At 39.8% G+C, this 19,642-nt stretch carries 21 protein-coding genes; 14 read left to right on the plus strand and 7 right to left on the minus strand.

Going from position 1 to position 19,642, the window contains the following annotated elements; genetic code table 11:
* Positions 1 to 389: 389 nt before the first annotated feature.
* The 5 genes from N6A79_RS03270 to N6A79_RS03290 all read left to right on the plus strand — a co-directional run bounded on the left by N6A79_RS03270 (position 390) and on the right by N6A79_RS03290 (position 3,835).
* On the plus strand, positions 390 to 617 hold the full coding sequence (locus N6A79_RS03270; protein WP_268546963.1) for a hypothetical protein: 228 nt from the start codon (positions 390 to 392) through the stop codon (positions 615 to 617).
* Positions 614 to 991 (plus strand): type II toxin-antitoxin system death-on-curing family toxin, encoded by a 378-nt coding sequence (locus N6A79_RS03275; protein ID WP_182418886.1) that lies wholly within the window; start codon positions 614 to 616, stop codon positions 989 to 991. The genes N6A79_RS03270 and N6A79_RS03275 overlap by 4 nt, the downstream gene beginning before the upstream one ends.
* Before the next feature lie 179 nt (positions 992 to 1,170).
* Entirely contained in the window at positions 1,171 to 1,728 is a 558-nt protein-coding gene (hslV, locus tag N6A79_RS03280) for an ATP-dependent protease subunit HslV (RefSeq protein ID WP_268546964.1), read from the plus strand.
* 71 nt (positions 1,729 to 1,799) lie between these two features.
* Positions 1,800 to 3,107 (plus strand): ATP-dependent protease ATPase subunit HslU, encoded by a 1,308-nt coding sequence (gene hslU, locus N6A79_RS03285; RefSeq protein WP_262099247.1) that lies wholly within the window; start codon positions 1,800 to 1,802, stop codon positions 3,105 to 3,107.
* Positions 3,108 to 3,196: 89 nt separating this feature from the next.
* Positions 3,197 to 3,835 (plus strand): DUF3885 domain-containing protein, encoded by a 639-nt coding sequence (locus N6A79_RS03290; RefSeq protein ID WP_268546965.1) that lies wholly within the window; start codon positions 3,197 to 3,199, stop codon positions 3,833 to 3,835.
* 36 nt (positions 3,836 to 3,871) lie between these two features.
* Here the strand turns inward: N6A79_RS03290 and N6A79_RS03295 are convergent, their stop codons facing one another.
* The 4 genes from N6A79_RS03295 to pgi all read right to left on the minus strand — a co-directional run bounded on the left by N6A79_RS03295 (position 3,872) and on the right by pgi (position 8,660).
* Positions 3,872 to 4,837: a cation diffusion facilitator family transporter gene (locus N6A79_RS03295; protein ID WP_268546966.1), complete on the minus strand. Its 966-nt coding sequence runs from the start codon at positions 4,835 to 4,837 to the stop codon at positions 3,872 to 3,874.
* A gap of 46 nt (positions 4,838 to 4,883) precedes the next feature.
* On the minus strand, positions 4,884 to 6,137 hold the full coding sequence (locus N6A79_RS03300; protein WP_442784270.1) for a lytic murein transglycosylase: 1,254 nt from the start codon (positions 6,135 to 6,137) through the stop codon (positions 4,884 to 4,886).
* Between the two features lie 30 nt (positions 6,138 to 6,167).
* Entirely contained in the window at positions 6,168 to 6,902 is a 735-nt protein-coding gene (locus N6A79_RS03305) for an HAD family hydrolase (protein ID WP_268546968.1), read from the minus strand.
* Positions 6,903 to 7,010: 108 nt separating this feature from the next.
* Entirely contained in the window at positions 7,011 to 8,660 is a 1,650-nt protein-coding gene (gene pgi, locus N6A79_RS03310) for a glucose-6-phosphate isomerase (protein ID WP_268546969.1), read from the minus strand.
* Between the two features lie 186 nt (positions 8,661 to 8,846).
* Here pgi and N6A79_RS03315 point away from each other — a divergent pair, with 186 nt between their 5' ends.
* The 5 genes from N6A79_RS03315 to N6A79_RS03335 all read left to right on the plus strand — a co-directional run bounded on the left by N6A79_RS03315 (position 8,847) and on the right by N6A79_RS03335 (position 12,130).
* On the plus strand, positions 8,847 to 9,311 hold the full coding sequence (locus tag N6A79_RS03315) for a CoxG family protein (protein WP_182418894.1): 465 nt from the start codon (positions 8,847 to 8,849) through the stop codon (positions 9,309 to 9,311).
* Positions 9,312 to 9,322: 11 nt separating this feature from the next.
* Positions 9,323 to 9,958: a DUF1287 domain-containing protein gene (locus N6A79_RS03320; protein ID WP_268546979.1), complete on the plus strand. Its 636-nt coding sequence runs from the start codon at positions 9,323 to 9,325 to the stop codon at positions 9,956 to 9,958.
* A gap of 533 nt (positions 9,959 to 10,491) precedes the next feature.
* Positions 10,492 to 10,974, plus strand: a complete 483-nt coding sequence (locus N6A79_RS03325) for a Fur family transcriptional regulator (RefSeq protein WP_268546980.1) — start codon at positions 10,492 to 10,494, stop codon at positions 10,972 to 10,974.
* 75 nt (positions 10,975 to 11,049) lie between these two features.
* Positions 11,050 to 11,625, plus strand: coding sequence for a DUF2753 family protein (locus N6A79_RS03330; RefSeq protein ID WP_268546981.1), 576 nt, complete (start codon positions 11,050 to 11,052; stop codon positions 11,623 to 11,625).
* A 112-nt stretch (positions 11,626 to 11,737) separates the two neighbouring features.
* Positions 11,738 to 12,130 (plus strand): pyridoxamine 5'-phosphate oxidase family protein, encoded by a 393-nt coding sequence (locus N6A79_RS03335; protein WP_268546982.1) that lies wholly within the window; start codon positions 11,738 to 11,740, stop codon positions 12,128 to 12,130.
* Positions 12,131 to 12,681: 551 nt separating this feature from the next.
* Here the strand turns inward: N6A79_RS03335 and N6A79_RS03340 are convergent.
* Complete coding sequence (locus N6A79_RS03340) at positions 12,682 to 13,005, minus strand: winged helix-turn-helix transcriptional regulator (RefSeq protein ID WP_268546983.1); 324 nt, start codon at positions 13,003 to 13,005, stop codon at positions 12,682 to 12,684.
* 122 nt (positions 13,006 to 13,127) lie between these two features.
* On the opposite strand from N6A79_RS03340, the gene N6A79_RS03345 reads away from it, so the two are divergent.
* A complete protein-coding gene (locus tag N6A79_RS03345) occupies positions 13,128 to 13,640 on the plus strand; it encodes an NAD(P)-dependent oxidoreductase (protein ID WP_268546984.1) in 513 nt (170 codons plus the stop codon).
* Between the two features lie 569 nt (positions 13,641 to 14,209).
* On the opposite strand, the gene N6A79_RS03350 is transcribed toward N6A79_RS03345, so the two are convergent.
* Positions 14,210 to 14,629 carry a MarR family winged helix-turn-helix transcriptional regulator gene (locus tag N6A79_RS03350; protein WP_268546985.1) on the minus strand — a complete coding sequence of 140 codons (420 nt, stop codon included), beginning with the start codon at positions 14,627 to 14,629 and terminating at the stop codon, positions 14,210 to 14,212.
* 588 nt (positions 14,630 to 15,217) lie between these two features.
* Here N6A79_RS03350 and N6A79_RS03355 point away from each other — a divergent pair.
* From N6A79_RS03355 to N6A79_RS03365, 3 genes are all read left to right on the plus strand, one after another.
* The gene (locus N6A79_RS03355; RefSeq protein ID WP_268546986.1) at positions 15,218 to 16,009 is read left to right on the plus strand and encodes a creatininase family protein; all 792 of its coding nucleotides are present in this window, start codon (positions 15,218 to 15,220) and stop codon (positions 16,007 to 16,009) included.
* A 148-nt stretch (positions 16,010 to 16,157) separates the two neighbouring features.
* Entirely contained in the window at positions 16,158 to 17,252 is a 1,095-nt protein-coding gene (locus tag N6A79_RS03360; RefSeq protein ID WP_182418901.1) for a CobW family GTP-binding protein, read from the plus strand.
* Positions 17,253 to 17,260: 8 nt separating this feature from the next.
* A complete protein-coding gene (locus tag N6A79_RS03365; RefSeq protein WP_268546987.1) occupies positions 17,261 to 18,232 on the plus strand; it encodes a WD40 repeat domain-containing protein in 972 nt (323 codons plus the stop codon).
* Between the two features lie 86 nt (positions 18,233 to 18,318).
* Here N6A79_RS03365 and N6A79_RS03370 read toward each other — a convergent pair whose 3' ends face one another.
* Complete coding sequence (locus N6A79_RS03370) at positions 18,319 to 19,440, minus strand: alkene reductase (RefSeq protein ID WP_268546988.1); 1,122 nt, start codon at positions 19,438 to 19,440, stop codon at positions 18,319 to 18,321.
* Positions 19,441 to 19,642: the final 202 nt, after the last annotated feature.

A 19,642-nucleotide genomic window follows, 5' to 3' on the forward strand; every position in this document is an offset into this window, starting at 1 on the left:
GCTATCTTCAATCTCTAGACTAAATCATCAATGAAATGCCAAGGGCTCATAAGGCGCTTGGCATTTTTGCTTTTCTTGAGCCGCAGCTAAATTATCAATCCGATGCAGTTATTTAGAATTTTGTCAGAATAATAAAAACTTTATTGATTTTACAAATTAGGCTCCAATGTTTCCGATCATATGGGGCAAGTTACTTGGAAAATAGGTTTTTAAAATAATGATTTAAACTATTTGTCAAAATATTCATATTTGTTATAGGGTTACTATTTTTATTTACCTGCGCAATAGATAAAATAGTGACCTTGTTGCTGGTTGATTTATAAGATATTATTTTAATAAAAGAGATACAATATATTTTAGTGTCGCTGATTATACTTTGAAAGTTTGTTATGAAAAATAGCCCCGTTAACAATATTAGTATTGATGTTGAGCTTATGCAAAAGATTGAGGAAATGGCCGCAATCAAAAATTGTTCAGTTGATGAGCTTGTTTATGATGCGCTAAGTGCGTTTATTGCTCCCAATATTGAAGCAGAAGGTTCAAGAGAAAGCATCATGCGTGCTTATCAAGAAAGCCATAAAAAATATGCCAGCCTTTATGAAAGGCTTGCCCAATGACTTTATATTTACGGCCAATTGAAGCGGAAGCCATTCATAAAGACCAAATCGCACGTTATGGCGGCGGTGATGGTATTCGTGATTATGGCTTGTTTGAAGCGGCCCTTTATCGGCCGCAACAGGGGTATTATTCTAGCCTTTTACAAGAAGCGGCAGCCCTTTGGGAAAGTTTGGGGCAAAACCACCCCTTTATTGATGGTAATAAGCGTACGGCTTTTGCCGTTACCTATACATTTTTAGCTATTAATAACATTGAAATGACCGCGAATGCTGATGACATATTTGATTTTATTATTAAGCAATATGATGCAAAAGCATTTACATTTGCCAATCTTGAAAAGTGGCTTATTAATAATACCAAACAGCGCAATTAGGCCACATTTTGTGGTTTAATCCATTTAGGGTCTATACCGTTTTCACTTAAAATATACCAAAAGATGGAACAATCGGCCTAGAAGTGGTTGTGTTTTATAAAAAGGCTTCCTAAATAGACTTATAATTGCGTCGTTAATTGCTAAAGAAGGATGACGGCGGCAGATTAGGAGTTCATTATATGATAGATCACAAACCAGATACAATTTACGGCACAACCATTGTTACAGTAAGAAAAGGTGGCAAGGTGGTTATTGCTGGTGATGGTCAGGTATCGCTTGGGCAAACCATTATGAAGGGAAATGCCCGCAAGGTACGCCGTATTGGTTTAGGTGGCCATGTTATTGCCGGTTTTGCTGGTGCAACCGCTGATGCTTTTACTTTGCTTGAACGCCTTGAAGCAAAGCTTGAACAATATCCAGGTCAATTAATGCGTGCGAGTGTCGAACTTGCCAAAGATTGGCGCACTGACCGGTATTTGCGCCGTCTTGAGGCTATGATGTTGGTTGCCGATAAGAATGTAACCCTTGCTTTAACCGGCCTTGGTGATGTGCTAGAGCCTGAAGATGGTATTATGGCTATTGGATCGGGTGGTAATTACGCCCTTGCTGCAGCACGCGCCCTTGCTGATACCGATATTGATGCTGAAACCATTGCACGCAAAGCAATGAAAATTGCTAGCGATATTTGTGTTTATACCAATAGTAATTTCACCGTTGAAACATTGGACGCTGAATAGGCATCATCTTGGTAAATTCTAGTAGAAAACCATTTATCTTATTTAAATTATAAAAGCTGAAAGTATTATTAATGAGTAATAATTTTTCTCCCCGTGAAATCGTATCGGAACTTGATCGCTATATTATTGGTCAAAAGGACGCAAAGCGTGCCGTTGCTATTGCTCTTCGTAACCGTTGGCGCCGTTTGCAATTGGAAAGCCCAATGCGCGAAGAAGTTATGCCAAAAAACATCTTGATGATTGGACCGACAGGCGTTGGTAAAACCGAAATTTCTCGCCGTTTAGCGCGTCTTGCTGGTGCACCTTTTGTAAAAGTTGAAGCAACTAAATTTACTGAAATTGGTTTTGTCGGCCGTGATGTTGAACAAATTATCCGTGATCTTGTTGAAGTAGCAATTAATCTCGTACGTGAAAAAAAGCGTGAAGAAGTTCGTGCTAAAGCCGAAGTTAATGCTGAGGAACGCGTTCTTGATGCGCTGGTTGGTAAAACCGCAAGCCCTTCAACGCGCGATTCATTCCGCAAAAAGTTGCGCGAAGGTGAGCTTAATGACCGCGAGATCGAAGTTGAAGTAAGTGATAATAGCAATTCTGGTGCGCCAACTTTTGATATTCCGGGTATGCCCGGTGCCCAAATGGGCGTAATGAATATTGCTGACATTTTTGGCAAAATGGGTGGTCGTACCAAAACACGAAAAATGACGGTTGAAGAATCTTTCAAACCATTAATGACCGATGAGTCAGATAAATTATTGGATGAAGAACAAGTCATTCAAGAAGCATTGCGCCTTACCGAAAATGAAGGCATTGTGTTTATCGATGAGATCGACAAAATTGCAGTAAAGAACTCTTCGTCTACCAACACGCCGCGTGAAGGCGTGCAGCGTGATCTTCTGCCATTGATTGAAGGAACAACCGTTTCAACCAAGCATGGGCAAGTAAAAACTGATCATATTTTGTTTATTGCATCGGGTGCTTTCCATATTTCAAAGCCATCAGATCTATTGCCAGAGTTGCAAGGGCGTTTGCCTATTCGTGTTGAATTAAATGCGCTAACCCGTGAGGACTTCCGTGCAATTTTGACCGAGCCAGAGGCAAGCCTTATCAAGCAATATATTGCTTTGATGAAAACTGAAGGTGTGACGTTAGAATTTGCCGAAGATGGTATTGATGCTTTGGCTGATATTGCTGTCGATCTAAATTCTACGATCGAGAATATTGGTGCAAGGCGTTTGCAAACGGTTATGGAACGTGTTTTGGATGAAATTTCCTTTGCAGCCCCAGATCGCGCCAATACTAGTCTTACCATTGACGCTGATTATGTGAAAAAGTCAGTTGGTGACCTTGCTGCCAATACTGATTTATCGCGCTTCATTTTGTAATTTTTTATAAAAATATTCTGCCCCAACGAGATTAAACCTTGGGGCAGATTTTTTACTTAATTACTGCCATACAGGGTAGCATAATTGCCATGAAAGAAAAATTTCAGGATTTTATTGCACCCTTGGGTGTTAAAAACATTCCTTTTGGAGCTTTTTACAATTTTCCCCATGCTTTAAGATTTGAACTGGGTATTGGTGAAAATAGAATAAAGCGGATGGTATCTGCATTTGATCGCGCAAGAGCGATTTGTAATCATATTTTAGAGATGCAGATAGATGAAATCTATGCTGTTTTTCGCATTATCGATGAAAAGCGAAGATCATTCAATAAACAGCGATTTTTTGAAACTATGTTGGATTATCTAAATATTAAGGCAGACGATTTTATAAATTTAGGCATCGCTGAAATGCCTGATGGATTTAACAATGATGATGATAGTTTATGCTGCTATTGGTATGCGGTTAAATTAAAAAGTCTGGAAGATATCGATGGATTTTTATGGTTTCCTGTAAGTGCAGAAATGGGATTTAAGCCAATATTACTTGCAGATCTTTACATTTATGATCGCAAAAATGCTATTTTAATTCATCCCTATGATGATCGAGGAATGGATGTAATTGCTGCCCAAAAACAAAGTTTAGTTAGACTTTACCAAGATTTTAATGGTTGGTTGTTAGATTATGATAGAACAAAAATGGATGAAAACTTTGCTTCTTTCAGTGATTAACCCAATTATTATATTATGCAAAATAATAAACCGCTTTTAACTATTATTGGCAATTTCTGCGGCATTCATATTATCTTCTTGTTTTTTCCACGCACCAGCCGTTTGTGGTTTCACAAAAAATCGCACTATTTCAGGAATGGCTTGTTTTAGTTCAACTTCCAATCGCTCAACACAATTTTCAATTTCCGGTGCGGTCAAATGATCTTCAAATTCAAGACTTAGATTAACAAGAATCTGATGTGGTCCAAGTTGTGCTGTTAAAACGCCGTTGACTTTTTGCACGTCTTTATCTTTTGAAGCAATATTGATAATTGTTGCCTGCATTTCAGGCAAGGCCTGCTCACCCACTAAAAGCCCCTTACATTCTCGTGCTAAAAATATGGCTGTTAAAGCCAATACTAAACCGATGCCCATAGAAGCTATGCCATCATAAATAGGATTATGGGTCACAACACTTGCGGTAATTCCTATGCCCGCTATAAATAGACCTAGTAAGGCTGCGCTATCTTCAAACAACACTGAAAAAACGGTAGGATCCTTTGATTGCCTTACTGCCGCAAAGTAGCCGAGTTGCCCTTTTTGCATGCGAAAGGCGCGTAGAGCAACAAACCATGATGCCCCTTCAAAAATAATAGAAGCACCAATAACAATATAGTTCACAAAAACATCGCGTATGGGTTCAGGGTTTAAGACATGGATAATGCCTTGATAAAAGGAAACACCGGCGCCAAGCGCAAAAACCAATAGAGCTACAATGAAACTCCAAAAATATAGCTCTCTGCCATAACCAAAAGGATGGGTGCGGTCGGCAGTAAGGGCGGCGCGCTTTAAGCCATAAAGCAATAATAATTCATTGCCAGTATCGGTAAGTGAGTGTACTCCTTCGGACATCATCGCTGACGAGCCAGTAAAAAAGGCCGCAAAAAATTTGGTCATCGCTATAAAGAAATTACCAGCAAGCGCCGCATAAACTACAGTTCTTGAGCCTTTTGGTGTCGCCATTATCGGATTTCCTTACACTATGGCAGAAATGGATTGTTGCCTTTAACTAAAGAGCTTTCAATGTCTTTTGGCTTGGATAGCAATCTGCAGCTAAGCCGTTTTTTTGCTGCCATTCACCTATGGAGCGGCGTGTTTTAAATCCTGCCAAACCATCAGCCTTGCCGATGTCATAGCCTTGTTTTTGCAAATATTGTTGGATTTTTAAAACGTCTGATCGCAGCGTAACATCAACATTTTGCCATTTTGTGAAAAATTGCGGCGTGCCACCAATGCCATCAGCGACATGGCCAATATAAACGGCATAAAGATCGCTCATATTATAGCTTTTAATGACATAGAAATTGGGTGTCACCAAAAAGGCAGGCCCAAAGCGACCCGCTGGCATTAATAAAGAAGCTGGCGTTTTTAGATCCGTATTTGAAAAATTGCGCCTATCGGCACGCTTGACGCCAAGTTGCTGCCACTCAGCAAGGCTTTTTCGCTGGTCTGGCCCTTCCAATGCGCAAGAAACGCTTTGCGGCAAAATCACCTCATACCCCCAGTTAAATTTACTATCCCAACCTTCCAGCTTTAGATAATTGGCAATGGATGCAAGGCTATCAGGAACGCTTTGCCAAATATCGCGATGGCCATCACCATCAAAATCAACCGCATGTTTCAAATAGGAACTTGGCATGAATTGTGGTTGTCCTAACGCACCCGCCCAAGAGCTTTTTAATTCATTGGCATTTATATAATTTTTTTCAACAATAATGAGTGCGCTTAACAACTCACTTTGAAACATCTCTTTACGGGTTGCCATAAAGGCTTTGGTTGCTAAAACCTCAAAAGCATCGTAGGGAATTTTTACACTGCCATAGGCTGTTTCTCTTCCCCAAATTGCAAGTATAATATTTTCTGGCACGCCATAGCGTGTCTTAATTTGTGATAATAATTGCCCATATTGGCTTTTACGTTTCTTACCACCATCGACAATAATTTTAATTTTTTGCTCATCAAAATAGCGGGCAGGGGAGGAAAACTCTGCCTGAGTTTGTGGCTTTTGCGGCTTAGGTGCAGCGCCCGGTATAACAAGATCAGGCAGTTTCCAATTGATTTTGACGTTTTTCAATGCGCTGTCAAAAGTTTGACGGCTGATACCATTGACTTTGGCAATGGGCCAAAAATCGTTTTCCAGCCATTGCTGAAAGCTTTTTTCAATTTGTGGCTTGTTGACTTGTGCAAAAGCCGTTGCACTTAAGCTAAACAGACAAAGGCATATAATGATAAAATAAGATTTTATGCTCCATAGTTTCACTATAAAATTTCCTTTTAATCTGTAAAATTTGCTTTAGTTATGATCTATGGTGTTTATCAGCCAATCGGATAATTCGACCACCGATGGAAATAATAAGTCACAATTGTTTTGCAACTGCTCTTTGCTGCCCGTGCCGGATAATACGCCAATTGCAAGACCTGCATTGGCGTTGCGTGCGGCGCTTATGTCGTGATTATTGTCGCCAATCATGGCAATTTCATCAAGATTAAGTCGCGTTGTTTTGCTAAAAAGCATAATTTGATCGCCTGCCGGCTTGGCATTTTCAACTGAGTCCCAACCGATAATTTCGCTAAAATATTCTTGCCAGCCAAATTTTTCGACGCATTTTTTTGCACTTAATTCAGAATCATTCGTGGCAATGCCAAGGATATAACCTTGTTGTTTTAGTGCTTTTAAACTTTGGCTAATACCATCAATTTCGCAGACATAGAGCATAGATCTTTCTGCTCCATGATTGCGGTATTCAAGCACTTTATTATCAAGTGCTATGCCCTCAAGTTCAGGATGCCATAATTTGACAAGGTCAAGCAATGAACCAGATGCCATTGGACTGTCGCCCTTAAAACGTTCTGTTGTAAAATCATAACCACCTAATTCTAAAAGGTAGCGCGCTTTATCATCATTGCCATTGGCTGCCATTAAGGCTTGCTCATAGGCAATAGCAAACCATGTCTTTTCAAAGTCGATTAATGTACCATCCTTGTCAAATAGTAGGCCACGAATTTTTTTAGCTTTTAAAATAGGCATATCATTACCCAAATACATCCAAAATCATTTTTTTAAACACATAGCGTGTTTAATCCATTTAGGTTAATGGTGCTGCATTCCTAGGGTGCAGCACTTGTTTCCTTTAGTTTATTTATTGCGTTTGGTCTTAATATGCGCCAAAAGTCCAAGGGTAGAGCTGTCGCGATTTTCTGCTTTTTTCTCGCCGCTTACCATCGGTAATAATTCAGTTGCTAAAGCTTTGCCCAGTTCAACCCCCCATTGGTCAAAGGAATTAATATTCATTAACACGCCTTCAACAAAAACCCGATGTTCGTATAAAGCGATTAAGCGGCCAAGGGCGTAAGGGGTGAGCAAATCTTGCATCAAGGTTAGTGTGGGGCGGTTGCCGTCAAATTCCTTATGTGGGCAAAGGTTTTTCGCATCATTTTTGCTCATGCCTTGCTGTTCAAGCTCGTCACAAACGGATTTTTCATTTTTGCCAACCATTAAGGCTTCTGATTGCGCCAAGCAATTGGCAAGCAGCATATCATGCTGGCGTTGTAGTTTTGGCTCATGGCCATTCACTGCAACGATAAATTCAATCGGAATAATATCTGTGCCCTGATGTAAAAGCTGGAAAAATGCATGCTGGGCATTTGTGCCAGGTTCGCCCCAAACCAGAGGACCAGTTGGTGTGGTTACCGGCATACCGTTAAGGTCGATATGTTTGCCATTTGATTCCATGTCAAGCTGTTGCAAATAGGCTGGGAAACGCTGTAAACGCTCTTCATAGGGAATGATAGCACGTGCAGGATAATTACAAATAACACGATGCCAATAGCCAACCAAACCAAGCATCATTGGCAAATTGGTATTAAGCGGAGCATCTTTAAAATGCATATCCATGGCATGGGCACCAGCAAGGAATTTTTTAAATTGTTGGGCGCCAATTGCTAGCATTAACGAAAGGCCAATGGCCGACCAAATGGAATAGCGACCGCCAACCCAGTTCCAAAAACCAAAGGTTCGCTCATGGTCAATGCCAAATTCTGATACTTTATCAAGGGCAGTTGATACCGCAGCAAAATGCTTGGCAACCGCTTCTTCGCCAAGGGCGTTGCAAATCCATTGCCGTGCCACGCGGGCATTGGTCATAGTTTCAGCCGTGGTAAAGGTTTTGGACGATATGATGATTAATGTTGCCGCAGGATCAAGCGGTTTTAAGACATCGGCAATATTTGCGCCATCCACATTGGAGACAAAATGACATCTTGGGCCATCATGATAAGGTTTTAACGCGGCCGTTGCCATACGTGGCCCAAGGTCAGAGCCACCAATGCCGATATTGACAATATCAGTAAAAGCTTTGCCACCGGTGCCATTAATATCGCCATCGCGCACTGCTGTTGAAAATTTAGCCATATGATTTAATACGTCATGGACATCTTCAACAATATTTTTGTCGCCCAGGATAATTTCGCTGTCTTCTGGCATGCGCAGTGCGATGTGAAGGACCGCGCGCTTTTCCGTAATATTGATCTGGTCACCGCGATACATGGCATCACGTTGGCCAACAATATCTGCCGCATGGGCAAGGTCATCAAGCAGACAAAGGGCTTTTTGGCTTAATGCAGTTTTTGAATAGTCAAATAATAGGTCTTCAAAATTGAGCGAGAATTTTTCAAAACGTTGCGGATCATTTTGAAATGAGGCGCGTATATCAAAGGACGCGTCATTTTCTGCGTATGCTTTTAATGCGGTCAATGCTTTGTCAAACTGAGCTGCATCACGTGCCATATTATCCACTCCCGTTCATAGGATTTATTGTTAAAACAATTAAATAAAATTTTTGTCGAAACTCTATCAGTAAATGTCGCGATAAAATAGTTTATAGTAATCGATTAAAAGATAAATGACATTTTTGTGCCAGTTTTCCGTAATAAACACAATTTTGATATTATTTAGAAAAGATTGTGGATTTGCATGGAAATACGAGGTGAAGAGCACATTGCAGCTAGCCCGGACGCGGTTTGGCGTACTTTGAATGATACAACTTTACTGATTGATTGTATTCCTGGTTGTGAAAAATTAGAGCGGATATCTGAACATTTGATCGAGGCAACGATCGTGGTTCATTTAAGCCTAATTAAATTGCGCTTTCACGGGCGGTTAATTTTGTCTAATTTAAATCCACCCTATTCTTATACAATTGCTGGCGAGGGCGAGGGGTCTGTGTCAGGTCTTGCAACTGGCAAAACTGACGTTAGCCTTGTGGCTGATGGTGATGGTACCATATTGAGCTATGTGATGTATGGGTCAGCTGAAGGGAAAATTGCCAAATTGGGTTCCGCTCTTTTGGCAGGTGTTGCACGAAAAATTGCGGATAAGTTTTTTGCAAATGTTTCAAAAGTAGCAAGTACATTGCCTAATATGAATCTTGTAAACTGAAAGATAAATATATGACCTTGAAACGCCGTGATTTATTAACATTTGGCTTGCGGGCTGGTTTGGGATTAAGTTTTGTACCATTCTTTTTATCGGGGAATAGTGCAAAGGCTAATCCACAACAAAATGAGCGGCGTGCATTAATGCTGATAGACGCGGCGCGCGCGCAAATTGGTGTTACAAGGTTTTATAGTGGAGCTTACCAAAAAATATCCTTTCCCAATGGTGATATTGACCGTAGCATAGGCGTTTGCACCGATGTGGTGATTAGGGCTTATCGTGATGCTTTTCAATATGATTTACAAAAGCATGTGCATGAAGATATGGCAGGTAATTTTGGACAATATCCTAAAATTTGGGGTTTAAAGACGACCGATCGCAATATTGACCACCGCCGTGTGCCTAATTTACAAACATTTTTTGCAAGAAAAAACGCGCGTATTCATTCAAAGCTTGATATGGCTAATTTGCAAGCAGGCGATATTGTCACTCAAATGGTCAATGAAAAGCTGCCGCATATCGTTATTATATCAAACAGAAAAAATGCTAATGGCATTCCTTTGGTCATTCATAATATCGGCCGTGGCACACAAGAGGAAGACCGCTTGTTAGAGTTTCCCCAAACGGGTCATTATCGCTTTTTTAGCTAAATTTTTGGCGATGCTAAATTTTTAGCGATGATTGTATGGCGTAATGGGTTGTGAGACTGATGCTAGCCGCGTTTTTTTAAGACTTTTTGTTTTATGCAAGCATGAAATACAAACGGATTTTATGCTTATAGTTTTATGAAGCAGGTGCCAATAGGTCGCGATCTTATTTAAATTAGCTAAATTGATACCAACAATATTCAAAGTGCAGTGCCCAAGATTTTTGCTATATTTATGGATGAATTATAACTTATCTTCATTAAATTCGTTTTTGAAGCTCTTTTAGGTTTAGCAATAATTATCATCCCATTATTGCGCTCAAATTATCAAATCCATACCTTGAGTAATAAATAACAATGAACCCCCATTTTTTACGGCGTATAGAAAATCTGTAAAAATTCATTATTGCTATTGCAAATCATTTGCAATAATGCCAAAAATAAAATGAAGCTGATTTCAAATGTTTCATTTGTGCCTTTGGGATCAAAAGCAAGCTCCTTTTATATTAATTTATGAAATGAATGGTTTGGTATCCAATGTTATATATTCCTGAAGAAATAAGAAAAGGTTTGCTCTCTCAGCAAGTCTTAACCCCGAAACAAAAACAAGCAATTGCGAACATGTTGCGGTCGGTCGATGTGCGCCCAACGCGACCAAGGCTCATCGTTGCCCATTGTCTTTTTCGCGAAAAAAATAGGCGAGTTACCCCTGATGAGCTATATCGTGAAGTGACTGATGGGCGGCTGTTTATCTCACTTGCAACCGTCTATAATTGTCTTAACTTATTTGCGAGCGTTGGTCTTTTGCGCAAATATAGCATTACCGGCGATAAGACTTATTTCGATACCAATGTTGATGGCCACCGCTTTTTTTATTGCAGTGATAGTGATGCCATTTTGCCACTTGCGGTACCTACACTTTCACTTGTTGGCCAGCCGGATATCCCCGATGGATTTTACCTAGATAAGGTGGATATCATTATTCATTTAAAACAAAAGGATTGCAAAGGGCAGAGGTAATTTCGGGAAGAAAGGCCGTTGTGATGGATAAATTATTTCTTAATTTTAATGACAATCAATTAAAGAGATGAAATTATGGGGTTCTATACTGGTAATATTAAGGAAAATTTTAAACAAGAGTGCAAAAACACGGGGTCTGACGGGCTGCGTGTAATTAATGGCGGCGACCAAAATTGGCAAAATTATACAAAATTGGCCAATGAAGCTTTTAAGCATGGCGAGATAGAGCAAGCAGTGCATTTTTATAGCCAAGCATTTGGTGAAGCAGAAATATTATTTCATGCAGCCATAGCCGGTGAGGGGCGCGATACTGCACCTATGCTTTACAATATCTCTTGTCATAATTTAGCAGCTTTAGAAATGTGGCGTAATAATCGGTTAGAAGCTGATTATTATTATTACAAAGCCTATCATCAACTTCTTGATATAGCTTCTGCGGTTGATACTTTTCCAAATTTACGGCTGGCTTGTGTTCAGCATCTAAAATTTTCATTAATAGCTTTGGTAGATCATTTGGTAAAACATCAAATCGACAAGGATCATATTATACAACTTAAGCAGGATGCGGCAAAGGTTGCGTTAAATGTTTATCATATGGCTGAGCATATGCTTAAGGCCAAGCAGGATTGTCCCCATTGCTCGCCCCATTAGGCTTGATCGTCACCTTGGTGTTATGCGTGCGCATATTGCTAAAATGTTCAAGTTTAGAAAGTTTGTTGCAGTGAGAATAGATAGATAATTTAAATATAAGGATAGGATATCCATGCTTAATGATGACATGAAAAGTTTATTGGCCAAGCAATTGCCAATTCAAGCTACAACGAGCAAATTGGGAATACCAGATATTGGTCCTAAGCGATCATTGCGTGTATTTGATGATAATACTCTAATTTATAATGAAAATACGGGCGGTCAAACATTGCAAAATTTGATCGATGGTTCAAAAATAGCGGTTGCAGTTATTGATAGGGAAGCCTTAGACGGTTATCGCTTTATAGGTAGTGCGCAAATTATTGATGATGGTGAAATATGGGAGCAAGCAAAGATCTATGCAGATGAAAGAGGAATGAAAGCACCTAAATGTGCGGTTCTTATTCATATTGAAGCGGTGTTTAGTCTTCGCTCTGGTTCAACTGCAGGACAAAAAATTATCTAGTTATAAAAGCTTATTTTACCAGTATTATATGCTTAATTATTTTAGAGGCAGGACTCATTAATTGTAATAAAAGATGACAGCTGCTGCGATGTATATCGCTGAGAAAAAGATATGAGCGCATCTGTTGTGTCTTGTAGCGATGTGTCGCCAAATTTCAAGTTTTGCAAACAAGTTCTCAATTTTATTTAGTATTGTAACCTTTGTCCGCAACGAGTTTTTGCGCATCAAGCAAAACAGATAGTAAAAGAGCAGCACCTATTTAATCACTCCTCTCACCTTCTGACAATAATAGGCATATAGGTTTTCCATCTTGATCACAGACTATGGTTATTTTGAATATCACTAGATATCAACCAAAACCCAATTAAATCCAGATTTTACCCATATCATTACAATATGTTATCTTATTGCTATAGTGAATTATGTAAAAGTTGTCATTGATGAAAGAACTGCCGATGGTGGTATTTGTGGTGATATTAAAACAAAGATATCAGATTATACTGGATAAATGGCATTTTATATCTCAAATAGCTTGAAAACAATTTAAATCTTTATGCTATTGCTAATGCTTGACGGTGATCTTCGCCCCAATTTGCCATAGCGCTTAATATGGGTTCAAGAGTTTTACCGCGTTTGGTTAAGCTATAATCAACCCGTGGCGGCACTTGCGCAAAGATTTGTCTCGTGACTATGCCTTGCTCTTCCAATTCACGTAAATTGGCTGTTAGCACTTTTTGCGAAATATCGCCAATGCTTTTGCGCAATTCGCCAAATCGTTTGGTGCCATTAAGCAAGTCGCGAATAATCAATGGTTTCCAACGATTGCCTATAATAAGCAAGGTAATTTCAACAGGACATGGTGGTAGCTTAAGCATTTTATACCCTTAATACTCGATTATTCAACATTAGTATCTTTTAGTAACCTATATAACAAAAAGGTGCCTACTTTACAATAGCGCCTATCATGTTATGGTTTGCAAAATAAGGAGTAATTATCATGAAAATAGCAATTATTGCGGCCAATGGCCGTGCAGGTCAATTAATAACTAAAGAAGCTCTCGATCGCGGCCATGATGTCACAGCGATTATCCGCAAAGGCAATGCAGCTGATCCACGTGCAAAAACTTTTATCAAGGATCTATTGGACTTGAACTACCAAGATTTGGCTGATTTTGATGTTATTATTGATGCATTTGGCGTTTTTACCCCCGATACATTAGACCAATATCAAACTTCGCTTGAAGAATATAAGCCTTTAGCGCTTTCTATGGCGACCGCGCTTGATGCGCTTAAAAAACGTCATGATGTGAATTGGACGTTTTTAAGTCCTGCTGCTGACTTCATTGCGGACGGTGTTCGCACTGGAAAATATCAAGAAGGTGGTGAAGAGTTTATCGTTGATAGTAACGGTAAAAGTGAAATCAGCTATGCCGATTATGCCATTGTAATGATTGATGAAGCAGAAAAAGGCAATCACATTAAGAAACGCTTCAGTGTTATTTCACAATAACTTCTCAGGCAAATTAATGTAAAGAAATTGGGCTTAAAATATCAGCTATGAAAAAATTTCAAGCCTATTATTATATTGGTTATGATTTTATTTTAGTGAGATGATAAGTTTGGTTTTGTGCTTTATTGAGGAATTGGCTTTAAGTGGCTGTGTCTCAAATATGAATGGCTATGATTGCTTTAGGGGCAGGATCCATTAATTTAAATGAAAAGGTACGAGGAAATTTTTGTGAGAACGCAAATATTAAATGTAAGAAGAGTTAGCCGGAAATATGAATATTTTCAAGGTTCTTTAACAAGTTAGCATTAAAATTTAACATATCCTGAAAGGATATAAAAACAGCCGTAATCTAATGTGTCGTAAAGCTCAAATGGGTATACCATCCATTTTTCGCTTTTTTCCATTTGTATTAAAAATGTAAATTTTTGCTGTTTATTGTGCCATTTCATTTTAATTAGTGGGCCCTGACCCTAATCAAAGCTTGTTTGCCATTCCAATTATATTGGCAAACATATCTACCACTTCTATTTGCAAGAATTTTACTGTAAATGTAGGTTTAATAAAAATTATTATGCCAAATTACGTTCAATGCGCTGCAATAATTCAGTTAAAATAGTAATCTCATCATTGCTAACATCATTTAATGCCGTCTTTTCTATAGCGTTAAGATGGGTTTGTAACCTATTGACGATATTTAACCCTTTTGACGTGAGGGAAACAAAGCTTTGGCGTTGATCTTCCGTTGACGTGTTTTTTTCAACAAAGCCTTGATTGGCTAGACGTAAAATTGTTTTTGTGATTGTTGGTGGGCGGACATCTAGTTCATGAGCAAGCTGTCCAAGTGTCAACTCACCTTTCAATGAAAGGGCTAGCAAAACATTGTCTTGCCCAGGGTAAAGGCCTTCCTTTTGCAGTTCTTGAGCTAAAGCGGTGCGCAAAAAACGTGATGTTGTTTGAAGTTTTTTTAAAAGACCTTGTCTGTCAGGCATTATTGGGCTCGCTAAAAAAGCACCTTATTCACAAAATTATATACCAAACATAATGCAATTAAGGTGCTCGTGTTTTAAGTGACTATTCATTGATAGTGGCAATTTTGCATTCTTAAACTTAATTATTAATACATGCAAATATAATAATAATCTATTATTCCAAACTTGGTAGATATTATCAATGTCTATTTTAGTAAATTAGGAGGTTATACTAAAATTTCAACATAAAAGGTGGATTTTTAAGCAAACTAATTGTGAACGCTTGTGCTAGAGTTTATTAATTTTATCAAAGCTGTACTAATTCAATTTTGAATATCGGCTATAATGCTTAATGTTTTCAGTTGTGCTTTTGCAATTCCATCATAGTTCTACAAGGATAACTTTGCCTGATTCTGAAGGATTAATCTTTTTGATATAGTTATTTTTATCATAAGAAAGTTTCGCTCGCTTATTTATGGTATGTTTAGTTTGCAATACCTAAGCCTTATAGCTTTGGCAATGATCGATATCATGCAATATTGTTTGGCATAATTGTCAAAATATTGAATAATATTTGACAATGAATAGATTACGATGACAGATAGGCTTATGGAAACGTTATGTAATAATATTGATCAAACATCGCGCATTGCAGTTCTGCCTCTTGGTGCCTATGAGGCTCATGGTCCCCATTTGCCTTTTGAAACCGATGCATTGATTGCGCAGGCTGTTGTTGATCATGTTGCGGCTATTTTACCTCTCCATCTTAATGTCAGTTTTTTAAATGTTGAACCAATTGGTTATTCTATTGAACATAAAAGGGTAAGTGGTACCAAGACACTTAGCTTTGATGAAGCAGTGGCACGTTGGATCAAAATTGGTGAGGAACAATTTAAAAAAGGTATTGATAAATTTGTGTTGCTGAATGCTCATGGTGGAAACTCGCCTTTAATGACTATTGTTGCGACAGAACTGCGCGCGCGCTATCCGATGCTTTGCGTTACAACCAGTTGGACGCGCTTTGGTTTGCCAATTGGACTTATGAGTGAAGGTGAAAAAGCGCTTGATATTCATGCTGGTTTTATTGAAACATCGGTCATGCTTCACATCGCTCCGCATTTGGTTGCAATGGAAAAGGCTAAGAATTTTAGCAATTTTCAAGCACGTTGTCATTGCGATTTTAGCTATTTGCGTGCTTATGGTCGCCATAGCTTTGGTTGGTTGATGCAGGATCTTAACTGTGAGGGGGCTGCAGGTGACGCAAGCCGTGCCAGTGCTGCGGTTGGAAAAGCAATTTTAGATCATGCGGCAAAAGGCTTTATTAGTTTGCTTGAAGATGTTCATCGTTTTGATACCGAGCACTTTCAAAAAATTGATGAGCTCTTTCCTCAATCGACATAGTCATTGCCGGATGATTAAAAAATCCGCAATTATGTTTGTGAGCTATCTTCTACAAAAATTACAAATGATATTTGTTATACTATTTCAATTTAAACAAAACACGCTTATATCATACCATATCTTGTCTTTTTAAAAAGAGGTTTAAGCCATGAGCGAGGCAGTAAGTGAAATCAAGAAAATTCCGGTAACCGTTTTAACCGGCTATCTTGGATCAGGAAAGACCACATTGCTCAATCGGATTTTGAGTGAAAATCATGGCAAACGCTATGCGGTGATTGTCAATGAATTTGGTGAAATCGGCATTGATAATGATCTCATTGTGGAATCAGACGAAGAAATTTATGAAATGAATAATGGCTGCATTTGCTGCACTGTTCGCGGTGATCTTATCCGCGTTGTAGAAGGCTTAATGCGGCGGCCTGGTCGTTTTGATGCTATTTTGGTTGAGACCACTGGTCTTGCTGATCCCGTTCCTGTTGCGCAAACATTTTTTATGGATGAAGATGTTCGTTCTAAAACAATGCTTGATGCGGTTGTCGCATTGGTTGATGCCAAGCACTTGCCGCTTCGCCTTAAAGATAGCCGTGAAGCTGAAGATCAAATCGCTTTTGCTGATATTGTCTTATTAAACAAGACTGATCTTGTTAATGCTGATGAGCTTGCATCGGTTGAAGCAACAATTAGGGCTATTAATCCAACTGCTGTCATTCACCGCACCGAGCGTGCCTCGATTGATCTTGCTAAGGTGCTCGACCGTGGCGCATTTGATTTAAAACGCGCCCTTGATAATGATCCTTACTTCTTAGAGCATGGTGAAGAAGGTCACATTTGCGGCCCCGATTGCGGCCATGACCACAGCCATGAGCATAATCACGATCATAGCCACAGCCATGAGCATAGCCATCAACACGATCACGGTCACCATCATGAGCATGGTGCGGCCATTCATGACGTTACCGTGCAATCGGTGTCACTGCGTAGTGGCGAATTAGATCCAGCAAAATTTTTCCCATGGTTGCAAAATGTAACGCAAGCCCAAGGGCCAAATATTTTGCGCCTTAAAGGTATCATTGCTTTTAAAGGTGATGAAGACCGTTATGTGGTGCAAGGGGTCCATATGATTATTGAAGGCGATCATCAACGGCCATGGAAAGACGGTGAGAAACGTGAAAGCCGTCTTGTCTTTATCGGTCGCCAATTGGACGCTGAAAAATTAAAATCTGGCTTTGAAGCCTGTGCGTGAGAGGTTTTATGCCGACAATAGCTCCAATTGATATTCAAAGCCATTGCCTGTTAGCTGGCTTTCTTGATGATAAGCCATTTTTTATTTCGGCTGATGGTGTTCTGCATCATTTAGGCGAAGGCGAAAAGCAAATTGAGATCGGCAATGGTATTGCTAGCGCCAAAATTGCCGAAAACGGTCGTTTTGTGCTTACTGGCGGTGAGGATGGCCGTTTATGTAAGGTGAATGCCGATTTTTCCGTTATCGAATTGGAAAAAATTGGTAATAAATGGCTTACAGCCGTGGCAATTGGTCCTGATGATGCCTTTGCTTATGGTACTGGGCGCGTCGCCTATGGTAATGTACAGGGCAAAAGCCAAGAAATGCCCCATGAGCGGAGCATCGAAGATTTGGCTTTTGCGCCAAAAGGTCTTCGTCTGGCGCTTGCTCATTATAATGGTGTTACTTTGCATTGGCTTGGTACGGAAAGCAAACCTGTGTCGCTTGAATGGAAAGGCGCCCATACAATGGTGAATTTTTCACCCGATGGGCGTTTTCTTGTCACGGCTATGCAGGAAAATGCCTTGCATGGTTGGCGGCTTGCTGACAATCAACATTTACGCATGTCTGGTTATCCTGCTAAAGTTAAAAGTTGGTCATGGAGTAGCAAGGGGCGTTATCTTGCGACGTCTGGTGCGCCTGCAGCCGTAGTTTGGCCGTTTTTAGGCAAGGATGGCCCAATGGGTAAAGCCCCATTAGAGCTTGGCACGAGAGCCAATATATTGGTGACATGTGTTGCTTGCCATCCAACTGAAGAAATGGTGGCCGTCGGCTATGAAGATGGCATGGTGCTTTTTGTGCGTTTTGCTGACCAAAAGGAAGCATTGTTACGTCGCCCAGGGCAAGGGGCTATCAGCTCATTGGCTTGGGATAAAAGGGGTGAAAGACTGGCTTTTGGTTCAGAAGCTGGTGATTGCGGTATAATTGATATAACTGGGTAATTTTCTACCAGTTGTTTAAGATTTAAAAGGCATTTTCAGTTTTTTAAAAATTGAAAATGCCTTTTGTTTATGCGATTTTTTAATTCTTAAGCCTTATCAAGAGTTGGATAGTCGGTATAGCCTTCTGCTCCTTTGCCATAAAGCTTGTCGGCTTTTAACTCATTAAATGGCCCATTTTGCTTTAATCGTTCAACAAAGTCAGGATTAGCAATGAAAGGTCGGCCAAAGGCGACGAGATCAGCATAGCCGCTATCAATGGCTTCTTCTGCCATGGCGCGATCATAGCCATTATTGGCAATCCACGCAGCTTTACCTCCTGCATCGCGATAATGTTGGCGTAAACGGTGATAGTCAAAGGGATAGGGAGCCTCTTGATAATCACGGCTTGCTCCCGTAGCACCTTCAATAATATGAATATAGGCAAGGTCATAAGCGGCTAATTCATCAATCAGTGCATCAAATAATGGTTGTGGATCATTATCATGAGCATCGTTAACTGGAGTTACCGGCGAGATGCGAATGGCGGTGCGATGGGCGCCAATTTCACTAATGATCGCTTCAACAACTTCCAAAGTTAGGCGAATGCGGTTTTCAATAGAACCACCATATTCATCATCGCGCTGATTGGAGTTTTCACGCATAAAGGAATCAAGCAAATAACCATTAGCGGCGTGGATCTCTACGCCGTCAAAGCCGCCTTCTTCTACCGCGCCTTTGGCTGCGCGCTTATAGTCTTCAATAACTCGGCTAATCTCGTCAAGACGAAGCGCGCGCGGCTCAGACGTTGACGCAAATTCCCCTTCACCCTTATCATTGCGAATATATGTGTGGGCATCGGCTTTAATCGCTGATGGGGCAACAGGTGCACCGCCATTTGGTTGTAAGCTCGTATGGGAAATACGACCAACATGCCAAATTTGAGCAAATATCTTGCTACCTTTTTCATGAACTGCATCGGTTACTTGTTTCCAGCCAGCTAATTGTTCTTTGCTGTAAAGGCCGGGAACATCAATATAACCTTGTCCTTCTTGGCTAATGGCAGTGCCTTCAGAAATGATGAGACCTGCACTAGCGCGTTGGCTATAATAAATGCGGTTTAACTCATTAGCAATGTTGTTGGGCGAGCGATTACGCGTGAGCGGCGCCATAACAATGTGGTTTTTTAAATTTAATGCATTAGATTTAAAGGGTTGAAATAATTTGCTCATTCTGCCTATCCTTAGTGACTATAATAAAGAGATAGGGCTTAATAGGCAGTTTAAAAAGAAGGGAGAGATAATTTAAATGGCTTTCTTGATCACGATTGCGCCATATTAGTAATAAAAGATATTGAGTAGGTTTTTAACAATGAACGAAAAATTCAAGTCTAATGCTTTCCTTAAGTGTTAAAAGGTATTAGAAGTTAAAAAC

The sequence above is a fragment of the Bartonella sp. HY761 genome, from assembly GCF_026743145.1.
Taxonomy (GTDB): domain Bacteria; phylum Pseudomonadota; class Alphaproteobacteria; order Rhizobiales; family Rhizobiaceae; genus HY038.

Coding starts and splice junctions, on each gene's coding strand:
- N6A79_RS03365 (WP_268546987.1), top strand. CDS start 17,261: ATGCCGACAATAGCTCCAATTGATATTCAAAGCCATTGCCTGTTAGCT.
- N6A79_RS03345 (WP_268546984.1), top strand. CDS start 13,128: ATGAAAATAGCAATTATTGCGGCCAATGGCCGTGCAGGTCAATTAATA.
- N6A79_RS03270 (WP_268546963.1), top strand. CDS start 390: ATGAAAAATAGCCCCGTTAACAATATTAGTATTGATGTTGAGCTTATG.
- N6A79_RS03370 (WP_268546988.1), bottom strand. CDS start 19,440: ATGAGCAAATTATTTCAACCCTTTAAATCTAATGCATTAAATTTAAAA.
- N6A79_RS03305 (WP_268546968.1), bottom strand. CDS start 6,902: ATGCCTATTTTAAAAGCTAAAAAAATTCGTGGCCTACTATTTGACAAG.
- N6A79_RS03320 (WP_268546979.1), top strand. CDS start 9,323: ATGACCTTGAAACGCCGTGATTTATTAACATTTGGCTTGCGGGCTGGT.
- N6A79_RS03295 (WP_268546966.1), bottom strand. CDS start 4,837: ATGGCGACACCAAAAGGCTCAAGAACTGTAGTTTATGCGGCGCTTGCT.
- N6A79_RS03275 (WP_182418886.1), top strand. CDS start 614: ATGACTTTATATTTACGGCCAATTGAAGCGGAAGCCATTCATAAAGAC.
- N6A79_RS03315 (WP_182418894.1), top strand. CDS start 8,847: ATGGAAATACGAGGTGAAGAGCACATTGCAGCTAGCCCGGACGCGGTT.
- N6A79_RS03350 (WP_268546985.1), bottom strand. CDS start 14,629: ATGCCTGACAGACAAGGTCTTTTAAAAAAACTTCAAACAACATCACGT.
- hslV (WP_268546964.1), top strand. CDS start 1,171: ATGATAGATCACAAACCAGATACAATTTACGGCACAACCATTGTTACA.
- N6A79_RS03335 (WP_268546982.1), top strand. CDS start 11,738: ATGCTTAATGATGACATGAAAAGTTTATTGGCCAAGCAATTGCCAATT.
- N6A79_RS03360 (WP_182418901.1), top strand. CDS start 16,158: ATGAGCGAGGCAGTAAGTGAAATCAAGAAAATTCCGGTAACCGTTTTA.
- N6A79_RS03355 (WP_268546986.1), top strand. CDS start 15,218: ATGGAAACGTTATGTAATAATATTGATCAAACATCGCGCATTGCAGTT.
- N6A79_RS03330 (WP_268546981.1), top strand. CDS start 11,050: ATGGGGTTCTATACTGGTAATATTAAGGAAAATTTTAAACAAGAGTGC.
- pgi (WP_268546969.1), bottom strand. CDS start 8,660: ATGGCACGTGATGCAGCTCAGTTTGACAAAGCATTGACCGCATTAAAA.
- N6A79_RS03325 (WP_268546980.1), top strand. CDS start 10,492: ATGTTATATATTCCTGAAGAAATAAGAAAAGGTTTGCTCTCTCAGCAA.
- N6A79_RS03290 (WP_268546965.1), top strand. CDS start 3,197: ATGAAAGAAAAATTTCAGGATTTTATTGCACCCTTGGGTGTTAAAAAC.
- hslU (WP_262099247.1), top strand. CDS start 1,800: ATGAGTAATAATTTTTCTCCCCGTGAAATCGTATCGGAACTTGATCGC.
- N6A79_RS03340 (WP_268546983.1), bottom strand. CDS start 13,005: ATGCTTAAGCTACCACCATGTCCTGTTGAAATTACCTTGCTTATTATA.